This window comes from Kitasatospora sp. NPDC038210 (genome assembly GCF_055600605.1).
This window is the reverse complement of record NZ_JBVJYK010000001.1, coordinates 48,718-64,240: the sequence shown is the minus strand read 5'-3', so window position 1 is coordinate 64,240 and position 15,523 is coordinate 48,718. Positions and strand designations below refer to the sequence as shown.

General features: G+C 72.7%; 11 protein-coding genes. 3 read left to right on the top strand and 8 right to left on the bottom strand.

Going from position 1 to position 15,523, the window contains the following annotated elements; translation table 11 throughout:
- Nucleotides 1–13 precede the first annotated feature (13 nt).
- The 6 genes from ACZ7KX_RS00250 to ACZ7KX_RS00225 all read right to left on the bottom strand — a co-directional run bounded on the left by ACZ7KX_RS00250 (nucleotide 14) and on the right by ACZ7KX_RS00225 (nucleotide 6,758).
- Nucleotides 14–1,738: a glycoside hydrolase family 36 protein gene (locus tag ACZ7KX_RS00250; RefSeq protein WP_470324489.1), complete on the bottom strand. Its 1,725-nt coding sequence runs from the start codon at nucleotides 1,736–1,738 to the stop codon at nucleotides 14–16.
- Nucleotides 1,735–2,562 carry a carbohydrate ABC transporter permease gene (locus ACZ7KX_RS00245; RefSeq protein WP_470324488.1) on the bottom strand — a complete coding sequence of 276 codons (828 nt, stop codon included), beginning with the start codon at nucleotides 2,560–2,562 and terminating at the stop codon, nucleotides 1,735–1,737. The genes ACZ7KX_RS00250 and ACZ7KX_RS00245 overlap by 4 nt, the downstream gene beginning before the upstream one ends.
- Complete coding sequence (locus ACZ7KX_RS00240) at nucleotides 2,559–3,497, bottom strand: carbohydrate ABC transporter permease (protein ID WP_470324487.1); 939 nt, start codon at nucleotides 3,495–3,497, stop codon at nucleotides 2,559–2,561. Before ACZ7KX_RS00240 ends, ACZ7KX_RS00245 begins: the two co-directional genes overlap by 4 nt.
- Entirely contained in the window at nucleotides 3,494–4,837 is a 1,344-nt protein-coding gene (locus tag ACZ7KX_RS00235) for an ABC transporter substrate-binding protein (RefSeq protein ID WP_470324486.1), read from the bottom strand. The genes ACZ7KX_RS00240 and ACZ7KX_RS00235 overlap by 4 nt, the downstream gene beginning before the upstream one ends.
- A gap of 247 nt (nucleotides 4,838–5,084) precedes the next feature.
- Complete coding sequence (gene lysA, locus ACZ7KX_RS00230; RefSeq protein ID WP_470324485.1) at nucleotides 5,085–6,536, bottom strand: diaminopimelate decarboxylase; 1,452 nt, start codon at nucleotides 6,534–6,536, stop codon at nucleotides 5,085–5,087.
- A 42-nt stretch (nucleotides 6,537–6,578) separates the two neighbouring features.
- Nucleotides 6,579–6,758 carry a hypothetical protein gene (locus ACZ7KX_RS00225; protein ID WP_470324484.1) on the bottom strand — a complete coding sequence of 60 codons (180 nt, stop codon included), beginning with the start codon at nucleotides 6,756–6,758 and terminating at the stop codon, nucleotides 6,579–6,581.
- Between the two features lie 372 nt (nucleotides 6,759–7,130).
- Here ACZ7KX_RS00225 and kdpB point away from each other — a divergent pair, with 372 nt between their 5' ends.
- The 3 genes from kdpB to ACZ7KX_RS00210 all read left to right on the top strand — a co-directional run bounded on the left by kdpB (nucleotide 7,131) and on the right by ACZ7KX_RS00210 (nucleotide 10,985).
- The gene (gene kdpB, locus ACZ7KX_RS00220) at nucleotides 7,131–9,317 is read left to right on the top strand and encodes a potassium-transporting ATPase subunit KdpB (RefSeq protein ID WP_470324483.1); all 2,187 of its coding nucleotides are present in this window, start codon (nucleotides 7,131–7,133) and stop codon (nucleotides 9,315–9,317) included.
- Between the two features lie 346 nt (nucleotides 9,318–9,663).
- Nucleotides 9,664–10,149, top strand: coding sequence for a universal stress protein (locus ACZ7KX_RS00215; RefSeq protein WP_470324482.1), 486 nt, complete (start codon nucleotides 9,664–9,666; stop codon nucleotides 10,147–10,149).
- A 371-nt stretch (nucleotides 10,150–10,520) separates the two neighbouring features.
- Nucleotides 10,521–10,985, top strand: coding sequence for a hypothetical protein (locus ACZ7KX_RS00210; RefSeq protein WP_470324481.1), 465 nt, complete (start codon nucleotides 10,521–10,523; stop codon nucleotides 10,983–10,985).
- On the opposite strand, the gene ACZ7KX_RS00205 is transcribed toward ACZ7KX_RS00210, so the two are convergent.
- Entirely contained in the window at nucleotides 10,973–11,596 is a 624-nt protein-coding gene (locus ACZ7KX_RS00205) for a hypothetical protein (protein WP_470324480.1), read from the bottom strand. The genes ACZ7KX_RS00210 and ACZ7KX_RS00205 overlap by 13 nt on opposite strands.
- Nucleotides 11,597–11,687: 91 nt before the next feature.
- Complete coding sequence (locus ACZ7KX_RS00200) at nucleotides 11,688–15,497, bottom strand: HD domain-containing protein (RefSeq protein WP_470324479.1); 3,810 nt, start codon at nucleotides 15,495–15,497, stop codon at nucleotides 11,688–11,690.
- Nucleotides 15,498–15,523 lie beyond the last annotated feature (26 nt).

Genomic DNA, 15,523 nt, shown 5'->3' with positions numbered 1-15,523 from the left:
GCTCCGGGCTTGGTCAGCTGCGGCGCAGGGTCAGCAGTCCGCCGCGCGGCACGGGGATCGGTTCCGCGCGGTACAGCTCGACCTCGCCCTGCCGGACGATACGCCCCCGGGCGTCCTGCACCGTCATCGTGGCCGTCCCGCTGCCGCCGGTGAGCCGGACGTCCGGGTCGGTGTCGGCGTTGGCCACCAGCAGGGTGTGCCAGCCGCCGGAGGCGTCCACCGGCAGCGCGGCGTAGCGGGCGACGGCGACGGTGTCGGCGCCGCGCGCGGTGACCATCGGGTAGCCGAGGTCGGGGCGGGCCGGGAGCAGTTCGCCGAGTTGGAGGGTCGCGGTGTGCGCGCGGAACACGCCGAGCCAGAAGGCGATCGCCTCGCGCTGCCCGTCGCTCTGCGCGGTGAGGTCGACGGAGATCTGCGGGACGGAGAACAGCACGTTGATCAGGTGGCAGGCGACCTGCTCCGGCGGTTCGGCCGGGTGCCACATCAGCATGTCGGCGTGGACGGGGACGGGCCCGGCGGCGAGCCGCACGTCGATGGTCCGCTGCCGGTTCTCCTGCGGGCTGAGCGGGCAGTCGGTGGCGCGGATCATGGTGACGTACGGCCACAGGCCCGGGCTGACGTACGGCTGGCGGTGCTCGATCATGGCGTCGGGGTTCGCGGCGGTGATCCGGCGGCGGATCCCGGCGAGCAGCCGCTCGACGCCCTCGTCCACGCTCGCGCAGTCCGCCTCGGGGCCGGCCGGCGGGGCGCCGTCGGCGTCCCGGGCGAACCAGTCGACGAAGTCGACCTTGAGGCCGTCCATGCCCCACTCCTCGACCGCGCGGGCGAGCCGGTCGGTGAGGAAGGCGCGGACCTCGGGGTAGCGCGGGTCGGCGACGACCGCGCCCATGTGGGCGGCGTCGGCGAGCGCGTGGCGGCCGATCCGCTGGTACGCGGCGCTGTCCTTGCCGATGAACGGCAGGGCGTACCAGAGCAGGTAGCGCACGCCGAGGTCGTGGACGCGCCGCACGTGGGCGGCGGTGTCGGGCAGCGAGACGGGCTCCCAGTCGCCGCAGTGGGCGTAGCCGCGGGTGCGGTCGGCGGTCATCCAGCCGTCGTCCACGATGATCACGTCCAGGCCGAGTTCCTTGCCGAGCGCGGCCTGCGTCTCGACGCCCTCGGGCGAGACGTCCTGGTGCATCGAGTACCAGGTGGAGTACGCGGGGCGGCGGGCGGCCTCGGGGATGTCGGCCTTGTGGTCGGCGCCCCACCAGGCGGCGAGTTCGGCCAGGCTGCGGGCGTAGTGCCGGCGCGAGGTGTCGATCCGGACGGTGAGCCGGTCGGTGGCCCGGGCCCAGAACCGGAACTCGCCGCTCTCCTCGACCACGCCGGCCCCGGCCAGCACGTCGGGGCGTCCGGCGGCGAAGGCGCACAGCGCGACATCCCCGGTGCCGACGAGCGCGGCGATCGGCGCGCCGCGGGTCAGCCCGGTGCGCCGCGGAGCGCTCCAGGCGGCGGGCAGCCGGCCGGTGCCGTGCGGTTCGGGCGTCCACAGCGCGGTGGCGTCCACGCAGGGCACCCGCCACTCGATCCGGACGTCGCCCTCGCCCTCGGCGCTCACCTCCAGCACCCCGTCGGCGATCTCCCGGGCCGTGGCCGCGCCGCTGACCCGCAGGTCCAGGCCCTGGGCGTGCAGCGGGCGCAGGCCGCCGGCGGCGGCGGGGGCGTGCGGCTCCCAGATGTCGGTCACGGTCGTCATCCCTTCGTGGCGCCGGCCAGCAGGCCGGAGATGAACTGCCGCTGGAGGACCAGGAAGAGGACCATCATCGGCAGGGTGGAGAGCGCGGTGCCGGAGAGGATCGCGCCGTAGTCGGTGTTGCTCTTGTTGCCGTGCAGGGTCGCGAGGGCCACCGGCAGGGTCTGCATCCCGGGGCTGCGCAGCGCCACCAGGGGCCACACGAACTGGTTCCAGGAGCCCAGGAACAGGAAGATGGACAGGGCTGCCAGCACCGGTCGCATGACCGGCACGACCACGCTCCACAACACCCGGAACTCGCCGGCTCCGTCGACCCGGGCGGCGTCCAGGAGTTCGTCCGGCAGGCTGGTCAGCGACTGCCGCATCAGGAAGATGGCGAAGGGCACGCAGAGGCCGGGCAGGATCAGCGCCTGGTAGGTGTCCAGCAGGCCGAAGTTCATCATCATCTTGAACAGCGGTACCAGCATGACCTGTTCGGGCACCACGAGGGTGGAGAACAGGAGCGCGAACAGCACAGTCCGGCCGCGGAAGCGGAACTTGGCGAAGGCGTAGCCGGCCAGCAGCGCGATGACGAGCGCGCCGAGCGTCTGGACCCCGGCGACCAGGAGGGAGTTGCCGACCACCCGGAGCAGGCCGATCTTGGCCTGGAGGTGGTCGAGGTTCTCGCCCAGGTGGCCGCCGGGCAGCAGTTTCGGCGGCCAGTCGAAGATCTCGGTGTCCTTGCGGGTGGAGGCGACCACCAGCCAGTAGAAGGGTCCGACGGACAGTCCGGTGACGGCCGCGAGGGCGAAAGTCAGCGGCCAGCCCCGCAGTCTTTTCAGGTTCACTGGTCGCGCTCTCCCATCAGGCGCATCTGGACCGCGCCGAGCACCGACACCAGCAGGGTGAGCGCGTAGGCGATGGCGGAGGCGTAGCCGAAGTCGAAGTACCGGAAGCCGTTCTGGTACAGGTACATGGAGACGGTGAGGGTGGCGTTGTCCGGGCCGCCGCCGGTCAGCACGTAGGGCTCGTCGAAGAGCTGGAGCGTGCCGATGGTGGACAGGACGACGGTGAACAGCAGCACCGGGCGCAGTGCGGGCACGGTGATGGCGGTGAAGCGGCGGACCGGCCCGGCGCCGTCGACCATCGCGGCCTCGTACAGCTCCTTGGGGATGCCCTGCAGGCCGGCCAGGTAGATGACGGCGTTGTAGCCGGTGTAGTGCCAGGTCAGCACGAGGACGACGGACATCCGGGCCCAGAAGGGATCGCCCAGCCAGTCGACGGCGGGCAGGCCGACGGCGTCCAGCACCCAGTTGACCGCGCCGTCGTCGGTGTTGAGCAGGAAGGCGAAGATCACGCCGGTGGCGACCAGACCGGTGACGGAGGGCATGAAGACGCCGAGCCGCCACACGGCCCGCCAGCGCACCAGCGCCGAGTTGATGCCGACGGCCATCAGCAGGGCCAGCCCGAGCATCAGCGGGACCTGGACGACGAGGATCTCGGCGGTGTTGCGCAGGGCCGTCCAGAACAGCGGATCGTTCAGCAGGCGCTGGTAGTTGGCGAGGCCGGCGCCGTGGCTGGCGGCACCCGAGCCGGTGGTGAAGGACAGCAGCAGCGAGTCGACGACCGGGTAGGCCTTGAACACGCCGAAGGTGATCAGAGCTGGGGCGAGCAGGAGGTAGGGCACGGCCCTGCGGCGGGCCCGGGCCCTGCGGCGGGTCCGCGCGGCGGCCGTTTCCGCCACCGGCTCGCTCAGTGCGACGGGTCGGGTGGTGGTGGTCATGCGATGCTGCGTCCGGTCTGCTGGGCGAGCTGCTTGGCGGCGTCCTGGAGGACGGCGGCCGGGTCGCCGCCCTTGAGGAAGACCTTCGTCTGCGCGTCGCTGACGAGCTTGAGGGCGCGGGCGTAGTCACCGGAGTAGTTGGTGGAACCGCCGCCGTCGAGGGCCAGTTCGGTGAAGGTCTTCAGGACGGGCTGGTCGCCGTAGAAGGCGCTGGGCTTGGCGTACATCGGGTCGGCGTACGCCTCGGTGAGGGCCGGGAAGACGCCGCCGGCGGTGAACATGCTGTTCACCGAGGCGGTGCGGGTGAGCGCGTACTCGACGAACTTCCAGGCGGCGCGGCGGCGCGGGCTGGAGGCGGCGACGGCGAGGTGGGTGGAGTTGACCAGCGCGGTGCGCTTGCCGCCGGCGGTGACGGCCGGGGGCTTGGCGAGCCGCCAGTTGCCGCCCTGGTCGGCGAACTTCTTCTCCAGGTAGTGCGCGGCCCAGGCGGGCATCGGGGCGACGGCGATCTTGCCGGCCTTCATCAGGTTGCCCCAGCCCTGGTCGCCGGGGGCGTCGGCGATCAGTCCGGCGTCCTCCAGGTGCTTGACGGTGGTCAGGGCGCGGACGTCCTCGGCCGAGCCGAGCGTGATCTTCCCCTGGAGGTCGAAGTAGAAGGCGCCCTGGAGCTGCATCAGGGACTGCAGGAAGTCGAGGTCGGGGCTGGGGTTGGCGGCCTTGTTGAGACCGATCAGGGAGACGCCGGGGTTGGCGGCCTTGAAGCGGTCGGCGACGGCGACCAGGTCGTCCCAGGTGGCGAGGGCTTCGGGGTCGATGCCCGCCTTGTCGAAGTAGTCCTTGCGGTAGAAGAAGCCGAGGGGGTTGACCTCCCAGGGCAGGGCGTAGGCGTGGCCGTCCTTGCCGGTGACGACCGGCCACAGGCCCTTGGCGAACTTGTCCTTGTGGGCGTCGGCGCCGAACGCGGAGAGGTCGGCGAGGCCGCCGGGGAACTTCTCCAGGTACCCGGGCAGGTAGTCGCAGCCGATGTGCAGGACGTCGCCGAGGCCCTGGCCGCCGGCTGCCATGCCGACGGTGATCTTGTCCCAGATGGCGGGTTCGCCGATGTCCTGGACGTCGACCTTGATCCCGGGGTTGTCCTTCTCGAAGGCCGGGACGACGCCGCGCAGTGCCTCGGCGGCGGTGGCCCAGGACCAGACGGTGACGGTGCCGCTGTCGGCGTCCCCGCCCGAGGCGCCGCCCGAGCCGGAGCCTCCGCAGGCCGCGAGGGTGCCGCCGGCGGTGAGGGCCAGCAGGCCCGCTCCGGAGGCCCGGAACAGGTCGCGTCGGGAAAGGTGTGACATTGCATTCCTCTCGGTGGGGCGGCACTGGAAGGCAGGAGGAGGGGGAGATGGCGCGCTCGCCCGGCATCGTGAGGCATCCGGGGTGTTTTGAACGTTCAAACACACAAAACGAACCAGAACCAAACGGGTTCCAACGAGCGGGACACAGCAAACGCCCGCCCTCCCCGCGCCGTCAAGAGGTGCGCACGGGAAGGACGGGCTCCGCAACCGTTCCGTTATCAGCCGCTCGGTGCCCCGCCCGGTGGAGCTACCGCCCCACCTCACGGGCCCGGAAGTCCTCGACCGTCTCCCGCCGGATCAGCAGCCGCGCCCGGCCGTCCCGCACCGCGGCGACCGCCGGGCGGCCGACCAGGTTGTAACCGGAAGCCATCGACAGCTGGTACGCCCCGGCCGCCGGGACGGCCAGCAGGTCCCCCGGCCGCACGTCGGCGGGCAGCACCGCGTCGCGCACCAGCACGTCCCCCGCCTCGCAGTGGCGCCCCACCACGTCCACCCGGGCCGTGCCCGCCTCCGGGCGGCGGCCCACCAGGCGCACGCTGTACGGCGATCCGTACAGCGCCGGGCGCGGGTTGTCGCTCATCCCGCCGTCCACCGCGACGAACCAGCGGCCGTCCGCGACGCGCTTCACCGACAGCACCCGGTACACCGCCACCGCGGCCGGGCCGGCCAGCGCACGACCCGGCTCCACCACCAGCCGGGGCACGTCCAGCCCGGCCTCCGCGCAGCGCACCGCCACCCGGTCGGTCACCCGCACCGCGAACTCGGCGAGGTCCAGCTCCGCGTCCCCCGGCAGGTACCTGATGCCGTGGCCGCCGCCGAGGTCCAGCTCGGGCAGCTCCACGCCGTGCCGGTCGCGGACCTCCGCCAGCAGGCCCACCAGCGCGTCGACCGCCCGCAGGTACGGCTCCACCTCGGTGATCTGCGACCCCAGGTGGCAGTGCAGACCGGCGAGTTCGAGCCCCGGCTGGTCGAGCACCCGGGCCACCGCGTCGGCCGCGTCGCCGCCCTCGACCGGGAAGCCGAACTTCTGCCCGCCGACCCCCGTCCGCACCGCCGCATGGTGCCCGGCCGCGATCCCCGGGACGACCCGGACCAGCACCTTCTGCGGGGTGTCGGCCGCCACCAGCGCGGCGAGCCGGGCGATCTCGGCCGGCCCGTCGATGACGATCCGCCCCACCCGCAGCCGCCGGGCCGACCGGAGCTCCTCCGGCGACTTCGCGTTGCCGTGCAGCAGGATCCGCTGCGGCGGGAAGCCCGCCGAGACCGCAAGCCACAGCTCGCCGGACGAGCAGACGTCCAGGCCCAGGCCCTCGTCGGCCACCCAGTCGACCATCGCGCTGCACAGGAAGGCCTTGGCCGCGTACAGCACCTCGGCGTGCGGCAGCGCCCGCCGGTACGCCCGCGCCCTGGCCCGCACCTCGCCCTCGTCCAGCACGTACAGCGGGGTGCCGAACCGCTCGGCGGCCTCGGCCAGCCCGACCCCGCCGACCAGCACGTCGGCTCCCCGGCCGGGCCGCGCCGAGGCCGGCCAGGGGCCGCCGAGCAGGTCGACGGCGGAACCGTCGGTGGCGGGGGCACCGGTGGCGGGAGCGCAGGCGGCGGGAGCGTCGGCTGCAGGACCGCCGGTGACGGGAGCACCGGTGGCGGGAGCGTCGGCGGCGCGAGAGCCGGCCGCAGCACGAGCGATGAGCTGGGTCATGGGGAGTGCTCCTGGGACGGGATGGGTCGGGGTGGCGGCCGGTCAGTCCTCGTAGTGCATCGCGAAGCGGCAGTGCGCCGGGCGGGTGCGCATGCGGTCGCGCTCGTCCGCCGGGGCCGGATCCGGCGGCTCGGGCCGGTCCTGGCGCCCGGCGGCGGGCACCGGGCGGACGGTGCGCTCCAGCGGCCGGTCGACGTCGATGAGGAGGGTGGCGGTGGTCATGGCGGGTCCTCTCGGTGGTGGGTCGTGCGGTTCGTCCCGCGCCGGTGGGTCGTGCGGCCAGTCCCGCGGTGGCAGGCGTGGAGCCCGCCCCGGTCGCGGGCCGCACCTCGTTCACCTCCAGTGGAGACCCTCCGCACACCGACCGCAGCCGTCCTTGACGAATGGCCTACGCCGCCACCACCGACCTTGACGTTCCCCTGACAGGGCCGCAGCCCCGGTGTCAGGGAGCCGTCAAGGACGGCATCCCCGCCGCCAAGCCTGCGTCAAGAGCGGCATGGCGCGCGGACCGGCGGTGGTGGGCTGTCCGCCGTCCCCGCCGATCCCCGAACCGCCGCCCACCCGACCGGGCGGCCCGGAAGGTCCCCCGAGACGATGCGCCGTTCGGCCCTCACCACCCCGGACACCACCACCGACCAGCGGAACCGGTCCCGCCGCCGGGAGCGTGCACCCGTGCAAGCTCCGCAGCACCCGAGCCACCGGCCGCCCGACGCCCGGAGCGGCCGCCGCCGGCTCATCACCCGGCAGCAGCTCGCCGAGGCGCTGCCCGCAGCCGTCCGCAAGCTGCACCCGCGCGTCATGGCGCGCAACCCGGTGATGCTGGTGGTCGAGACCGGCTCGGCGCTCACCACCATCAGCGCCGTCGTCCATCCCGGCGTCTTCGCCTGGGTGATCTCGTTCTGGCTCTGGCTGACCGTGCTGTTCGCCAACCTCGCCGAGGCCGTCGCCGAGAGCCGCGGCAAGGCGCAGGCCGACTCGCTGCGCCGCGCGCAGGCGGGCACCACCGCCCGACGGCTGCTGCACTGGCGGGTCGGCACCCGCGACCATCGCCACGAGGTCATCCTCGCCGAGCAGTTGCTGCTGCACGACATCGTGCTGGTGGCGGCCGGCGAGGTGATCCCGCAGGACGGCGAAGTCGTCGAGGGCATCGCCACCGTCGACGAATCGGCGATCACCGGGGAGTCCGCACCCGTCGTCCGGGAGTCCGGCGGCGACCGCACCGGCGTCACCGGCGGCACGAAGGTGCTCTCGGACCACCTCGTCGTCCGGGTCACCTCCCGGCCCGGGCAGAGCTTCGTCGACCGGATGATCTCCCTGGTGGAGGGCGCGAACCGGCAGAAGACCCCGAACGAGATCGCGCTCAACATCCTGCTCGCCTCGCTCACCATCGTCTTCCTGCTGTCCGTGGTCTCGCTCCAGCCGATGGCCATCTACGCGAACGCGCCCCAGACCACCATCGTGCTGGTCGCGTTGATGGTCGCGCTGATCCCGACCACGATCGGCGCCCTGCTCTCGGCGATCGGCATCGCCGGGATGGACCGCCTGGTGCAGCGCAACGTGGTCGCCCTGTCCGGCCGGGCGGTGGAGGCCGCCGGGGACGTCGACGTCCTGCTGCTCGACAAGACCGGCACCATCACCCACGGCAACCGCCGGGCCGTCGCCCTGCACCCCCTGCCCGGCGCCACCACCACCCAGCTCGCCGAAGCCGCCCAGTTGGCCTCGGTCGCGGACGGAACGCCGGAGGGGCGCTCGCTGGTCGAACTGACGAACCGCCAGTACTGGGTGCCACCCCGCTCCCCCGGCGAACTCGGCGAGCAGCAGCCCGTCCCGTTCACCGCGCACAGCCGGATGAGCGGCGTCGACCTGCACTGGCCCGACGGCACCACCTGCCTGATCCGCAAGGGCGCCGCGAGCGCCGTCGCCCGCTGGGTCGTCGACTCCGGCGGACGGCTGCCGATCGAGGCCGAGCCGCTGGTCGACCGGATCGCCGAAGCCGGCGGCACCCCGCTGCTGGTCGCCGTCCATGACCGGCACGGCGCCCGCGCACTCGGCGTGGTCGAGCTCAAGGACGTGGTGAAGGAGGGCATCGCCGAACGCTTCGCCGAACTGCGCCGGATGGGCATCCGCACGGTCATGGTCACCGGCGACAACCCGCTGACCGCCAGGGCGATCGCGGAGGAGGCCGGCGTGGACGACTTCCTCGCCGAGGCCACCCCGGAGGACAAGCTCGCCCACCTGCGACGCGAACAGGCCGCCGGGAACATGGTCGCAATGACCGGCGACGGCACCAACGACGCCCCGGCCCTCGCCCAGGCCGACGTCGGCGTCGCCATGAACTCCGGCACCCCGGCCGCCAAGGAGGCCGGCAACATGGTCGACCTCGACTCCAACCCGGCCAAGCTGATCGACATCATCCGGGTCGGCAAACAACTCCTCATCACCCGCGGCGCGTTGACGACCTTCTCGATCACCAACGACGTCGCCAAGTTCTTCGCGATCATCCCCGCGATGTTCGCGAACGCCTACCCCGGGCTGCACCACCTCAACATCATGGAACTGCACAGCCCCACCTCGGCGATCGCCTCCGCGATCATCTTCAACGCCCTGATCATCGTCGCGCTGATCCCGCTCGCACTGCGCGGCGTCCGCTACCAGCCCGCCTCCGCCACCGACCTGCTCCGCCGCAACCTTCGCGTGTACGGGCTGGGCGGCCTGATCCTGCCCTTCCTCGGCATCAAGGCCATCGACCTGGTGATCCAGTTCGTGCCCGGGCTCGGCTGAGCACCACCGGCAGGCGCACCCGTCAGCGGGCCACCTGTCAGCGGGCCCCCGTCAGCGGGCCGTCAAGATGCGTACGACCGGCGTCATGGTGGTGTCAGCGCCGGTGCGGACGGGCCGGTTCCGGGGTTCACTGGAGGCATCCGCAGCGAGGAGAACCGAACCGGCGAACCCCACGGGACCCACCCTCCGGACGCACCCACCGGACCCGGCCACGGAACGGACCACGGAACGGACCGCGGGGCCCGCGAACCGGACCCACCCACCGGTCGGACGGACGGGACGGACCACCGGACAACCCACCGGACAGACCACCGGAGCGAATCCGGAGAGACGGAGGCGAACGGCCATGACCGGGACCACCCGAGTGATCGTCGGCCTGAGCGGATCCCTGAGCAGTCTGGCCGCCCTCTACCACGCCGTCGGCGAGGCGGCCCGGCACGGGGCGGTGCTGGTGCCCGTCGCCGCGTGGACGGCCGGCGAGCGGGACGCGCTGCGCCCGCGGTCCGAACTGGAGCACGCCGCCCGCCGCCGCCTCGACGTCGCCTTCGAACAGGCCTACGGCGGCTACCCGTCCGGCCTGGTCATCCGCCCACTGGTGGTCGACGCCGACCCCGGGCGCGCCCTGGTCGGCGCCGTCACCGGCCCCGACGACCTGCTCGTCCTCGGCGCCGCCACCCGCCGCCGCTTCGACCGCCTGCGGCACGGCTCGGTCACCCGCCACTGCCGCCACCGGGCCGGCTGCCGGGTCGTCGAGGTCTCGCCGTCCGCGCTGCTCACCCGCCTGGAACTCCCCGCCCGCACCGGCGCACCGCTGCCACTCCTGGCCCGCTGAGGCTCCGGCCCCCGGCCCCCGCTGCGCCCCCACGCCCCGCGTGGGGGCGCAGCGCTCGTGTGCGGGGCGCAGCACTCGTATGCGGGGCCGCAACGGCTCGACGTCCTGTCGCACGGCCGGATGCCACGGGTTCGACAACAGCGTCGAACTTGACATGCTCAGGCCATGCTTGGACGGAGCCGCTCTCGGGTCCGAGTGCCATCAACCGACAGCGCTTGAACCTTTCTTGACGCCACGTCAACTCCACGCGCCCACGCTTCACCACCAGGCTCCTCACCGCGTGCCCCGGACCGCCCACCGCCGTTGTACGGGAGGTGAATCGCCGCGCCCGCCCGAAGGCCCCGGTCACCCCGCCGAGGAAGAGGTTCCGCATGTCGACGTCCCGGCTCCGTCCGCGCCCCCGCGAAGCCGCGGCGCTGCTCACCGTGCTCGGCCTGCTCGTCCTGGAGGAGATCGCCCTGGGCATGGCCGAGGAGGACGAGCGCCCCGTCATCGGCGGCATCCTGATCGGCGCCTCCGGCACCGGCCTCCTCATGGTCGGCGCCGTACTCCTCACCCGGTGGCTCGACGCCCGTCGCCCGCTCCCCCTGCCGCCGGCAGGCCCCGACGGTCACGAGTACAGCGCCCGCGCCCTGGAAGGCTTCCCCATGGAAGCCGTCCGCCCCCTGCTGCTCGCCGAGAACGCCCCCCGGCTCGACCGCCTCTACTCCGCCTGGATGCTCGCCCGCTCCGGCCGCCCGGCCCCCTGGATCGCCCGCCGGCTCGACGTCCCGCTCGACGCCGCCCACCTCCTGGCCGACGCCGCCCGCTCACCGGAACTCGATCAACGCCCCTGACCCGGCGCCCCGTTCGCCTGCACCACCAGGTACGGCACCAGCCCGCGCTCCACCAGCGCCGCCCGCCAGGCCTCCCGCGCCCGCAGCAACTCCCCCGCCCCGTCCGGCTCCTCGCCCGCCGCCTCCCCCGACCGGGCCGCCGCACCCAGCAGCCCCAGCCCGCCGACCAGCAGACTCACCGCCGCCACCCCGGCCGCGACCCACCCGGCCTCCACCAGCGCGTGCGCCAGTACGTCCAGGTCCTCGACCAGGCCCAGCGCGAAGCCCAGCAGCAGGAAGATCACCGCCGCCGCCCCGGAGATGACCGGCACCACCACCCCCAGCACCCCCCACCACCCCGACGCCCGCTCCCGCTCCGGCTCGTCCGCAGGCAGCCGCACCACCGCGTCCGCACTCGCCCGCAGGGCCGCGTACCGCTCGTACTCCGGCGCCGCCGCGGCCAGCACGAACTCCGCGTCCTCCCGCGCCGCCCGCCGCAGCGACTCCACCCCGCGCGCGCCACCCTCGACACCCCGCAACGCCTCCCGCACCTGCGGCGCGGCGAGCGCCCGCCCGAGCGCCGTCTCGAAGTCCGCCCGATCCTGCTGCGGCAGCCGAAGCGGCTTGTGCATGTCGCGTCCCCGTTCACCGGTCGTGATGTTCTACAGAACTGTAGAACAAGGGGGCGCATCGTAGCAGTCCCGCTCACCGGCGGATTCACACCTACGAGGGGTCCGCCATCGGCACCCGCGCCAGGGCCGCGCGGATCGTCTCGGCGAGGTCCCGGTCGGTCACGCCCCATCCCCGGAGCCACTCGTGGATCTCGTGGAGGGACCTTCCGAGCCGATGCGCCTCCCGCAGGAGCCTCGCCAGGGAGACGTTCGCGTCACGGGAGTTCGGCTCAAGCGCCCGCAGGACTTCCTCGGCCTGAGCCAACCCGATCCCGGCTGGCAACGCCTCACACGACACCGGAATCCCGCGGGACCTGAGGTGACACGAGAGCTCATCGGGCTGCCGGCCCAGCGCGCCGGCCGCCTTGATCACGCTGGCGAACGGAACGACGCTGCCGACGTCCGCCCGGGGCCACTTCATGGGGCCGTGTCCGAAGAACAGCTGGAGGTCCAGGAGGGTCGGCTCTTCCGGCGCCTCCATGACAATCGGGAACCCATAGGCCCGATACCGCTCGATGGCCCCCCTCAGCGTGAACGCACCGCGTCCCACGACACCGAAGAGCAGATCGTAGGAAATGCTCTTCACCGGTCGGATCCGACCGCTAGGCCCCCGGAACAACTCCACGTCATCGGCTTTGACGTCGTCGGGAAGGGGAGGAGCCGGAATCCCCACCGCCGCCAGACGCTTGAGGACTTCCGCCACGTCCATGGAGGTGCTCGCCACCGCCTCCAGCACGTAGGCCGCAGGAGCTACTCCCGAGCGGCTGAGCCAGGGCCTCGACCCGGTGAGATACACGCTGAGCATCATCACGTCCGTGAGCGAAGGGAACACCGGCAGCCCGGTCGCGTCCGCGTCGATTCCGTGTGCGGCAAATGCCTCACAGACCTTCGTGACCGACATCCCCAACTCCAGGCTCGCCTTCGCGAGATGCCCCGGCGCGACCCCACCGTCGACCTCGAACACGCCTCTGGCCAAGTAGGGGCTGGTGAAGTCGTGGAGGAACACGGGATCCGCCATCATGGCCACAGCCGCGCTGACCACGTCGTCGGGAACCATCCTGCCGCTGCGGGCCAGGGCCCCGGCAGCCTGTTCCAGGGAGGCGAGGAGGAGCTGACTGACCTTGAGCAGATCGACAGCAGTGACCGGTGGACCGTCGGCCCCGTCGCCACGGGGTGGCGGGTCTCCTCCGTCGACGCGGCCGAGGCCGAGCCGGGCCGCGCGTTCGGCCAACCGGTCCTGACTGATCCCCAACTCTGTGGCCACCTGGTGCAACCAGCCTCCGGCAGCGGAAGACCTCCACGTCCCCACTCCGCGCGATTCACGGGCGAACAGGACCACCAGGTCAGAGGGCCGCGCTGACCTCACGGCTCCGCTCCCGAGAATCTCCGGAACCAGGTCCCCCAACGATTCCAGTCGGTCCGCCCTGCCGTGGGCCATCAACCGCCACAGCACCACGTGGTCAGGCGGCGCGGTTCCCCTTGTGCTCCTTCCCGCCACCTCCAGCTCACGTCCGATCCCCAAGTATCCGAGGACCTCCGTGTCAGCGGGGAAGCACCCGGCCGCTCCGAGGTCGTAGGTCACGCCGGAGGACTCGACACAGAGGCCCTGCCGGACCGCCTCGGACGCCACCAGATCGGCCAGTTGGACACTCTCGTCAGTAATCCGAGCGATCCACTCCATTCCGAGCAACCCCGCATCGGATCGAACCAGAGAACCGGCCCCTTCGGCTAACAGGACTCCGACAAGGGCCGACACGTCGTGAATCACCCGACAGCGGTCCACCGAGAGCTTCGCCGGGGCCAACCGACCGGAGAGGTTGACCACGGCACCGACGAGGCTGCTACGCCGTGACGAGAAGACCCCCCGCCTCACATCTGGCTCCACCAACAGGCCGTCCGCCAACAGCGCCCCACCCTGTTCGCACCACACGACGTGTGCGCCGTCCGGAGCGGTCTGCCATGGCACCATGACACCTCCCGCGTCAAGGCCGAACGGCTCGTTCGAGGCGGCTGACCGGGGCCTGAACACTCCTGCTTCCCAGGTCGCCTCGTACTCGCCGTGCGCCGCGCTGGTCGGGAACTCCGCGATTCCCAGCAGGCGTTCGAGGACGTCGACGGCCGACCAGGACTCCGCCAGCCCGATGTCGTCGCGCAGGAACAGCCGGACGGTGGTGCCGGGCTTCCGGCAGGTGTCCTCGCGCTCGACGATCCGGAAGAGGTGGCCGGGGCCGTGGATGGAGACCTCCAGGAGGGGGCCCCGTCGGCCGGTGGCGTCCATGCGGCAGGTGGTCACCCGGATCTCGTCCGCGAGCATGAAGTAGCTCAGCACGCCGATGCCGAAGCGGCTGTTGGGGTACAGCTCGACGGGTGGGTCGGCCTTTCGCCACTCGGCGCGTTCGAGTTTGAAGTCCAGTTGCTCCGCGAAGCGGGCGCCTGCGTTGGAGAAGACGCCCCTCAACTCCGCCTCACCCATGCCGACACCGTTGTCCTGGCATTCCAGGTAGGCGCGGCCCTCCTCGTCCACGCCCTGGCGGAACTCGATGCGGCCTTCGTAGCTGAAGCTGGCGCCCAGGGTGTTGGTGCGGTCCAGGTATTCGGTGCGCGCGCGGCGGTAGCGGCAGGCGTCGAGGGCGTTCTGGTAGAGCTCGCGGACGGCGAGGTCCCGGTCGCGGTAGAGCTCGACGCCCATCAGCAGGCTGCGAACCCGCCGTTCGTCCAGCCGGAACCTCGCCCAGCCGGTGAACGCGCCGCCGGCGGGGGCGGCTTCGTCGGAGGTGAGGCGGGTGGGCAGCGGGTGGTCCACCAGCACGCGGCGGACGGCGTGGAGGAGTTCGTCGGCCCTGGCCGTGTACTCGCGCAGGCCTTCGACCACGGCTTCGTGGTGGCATTCGGCGCGCAGCACGGGCAGGTCGTAGGACCCGCCCCACACCGCCTCGTCCAGGGTCCGGCGCAGGGCGGGGAGGTCGACCTCGTGCGGGATGCCGAGGTGTTCGGCGACGATGTCGGGCAGGGCGGTGGTCTCGATGGCGGTGCCGTAGGCGAGGGCCAGCAGCAGGGCCAGCCGCGGCTCGCGGACGTGCTGTTCGCCGGGGGCCCGCAGGTGGTCGTCGGCGCTGAGGCCGGCGAGGTAGTCGCGGTTGGTGACGTCGGGTCCTCGGCGGAGGCCGTGCAGGAGGGCGCAGACCCGCTTGGGCGAGAAGGTCTCACCGAGTTCGGCGAGCACCGGCAGCGCGTCGAGGAGTTCGCGGACGCCGTCGGGGTCGGCGAGGTCCTCGTGCTGGTCGAGCCAGCGGTGGTAGAGCCACCAGCCGAGCGGCGCGGCCGAGTCGGGCCGGGTGCGGGCGCGGTGGGTGAGCAGGTCGTGGGACTCGATGAACTGCTCGTACGCCGCCCGGTCGCCGTGGGGCCCGCCCGACGCCTGCAGGTCGGTCGGCCGCACGGTTGCCCGGGCGGCGGCGAGGCGCAGGGAGCGGACCCGGTAGAGGAACGGGAGTACGGCGAGCAGCGCCGCCTCGGCCGGGTAGAGGTCGAGCGGCTCGTCGCCGAGCAGCCAGCCGACGCGTGCGGCGAAGCGGACCGCGATCCCGGGGTCCTGCCAGGGGTCGTCCGCGAGGTGGGCCGAGTCGCGCAGGCGGGCGAGTCGGCGGACGGCTGCGAGCGCCGCCCGCCGGTACGGTTCGGCGTCCCGGTCGGCCCGGACGTGGTGCCAGGCCCGGGAGTCGGCGGCGCCGTGCACCCAGGGGTCGTCCCCGTCGGCGACGGCCGGCGGACGCCGTCCGTCCAGGTACACGTTTCCGATGTACCCGACTTGGACGGCGTCCCCGTGCACGGTGCCGTTCATCGTGTTCGAGCTGTCGACCACCGCTCGTGCCCCTCCCCGTGTGCAGG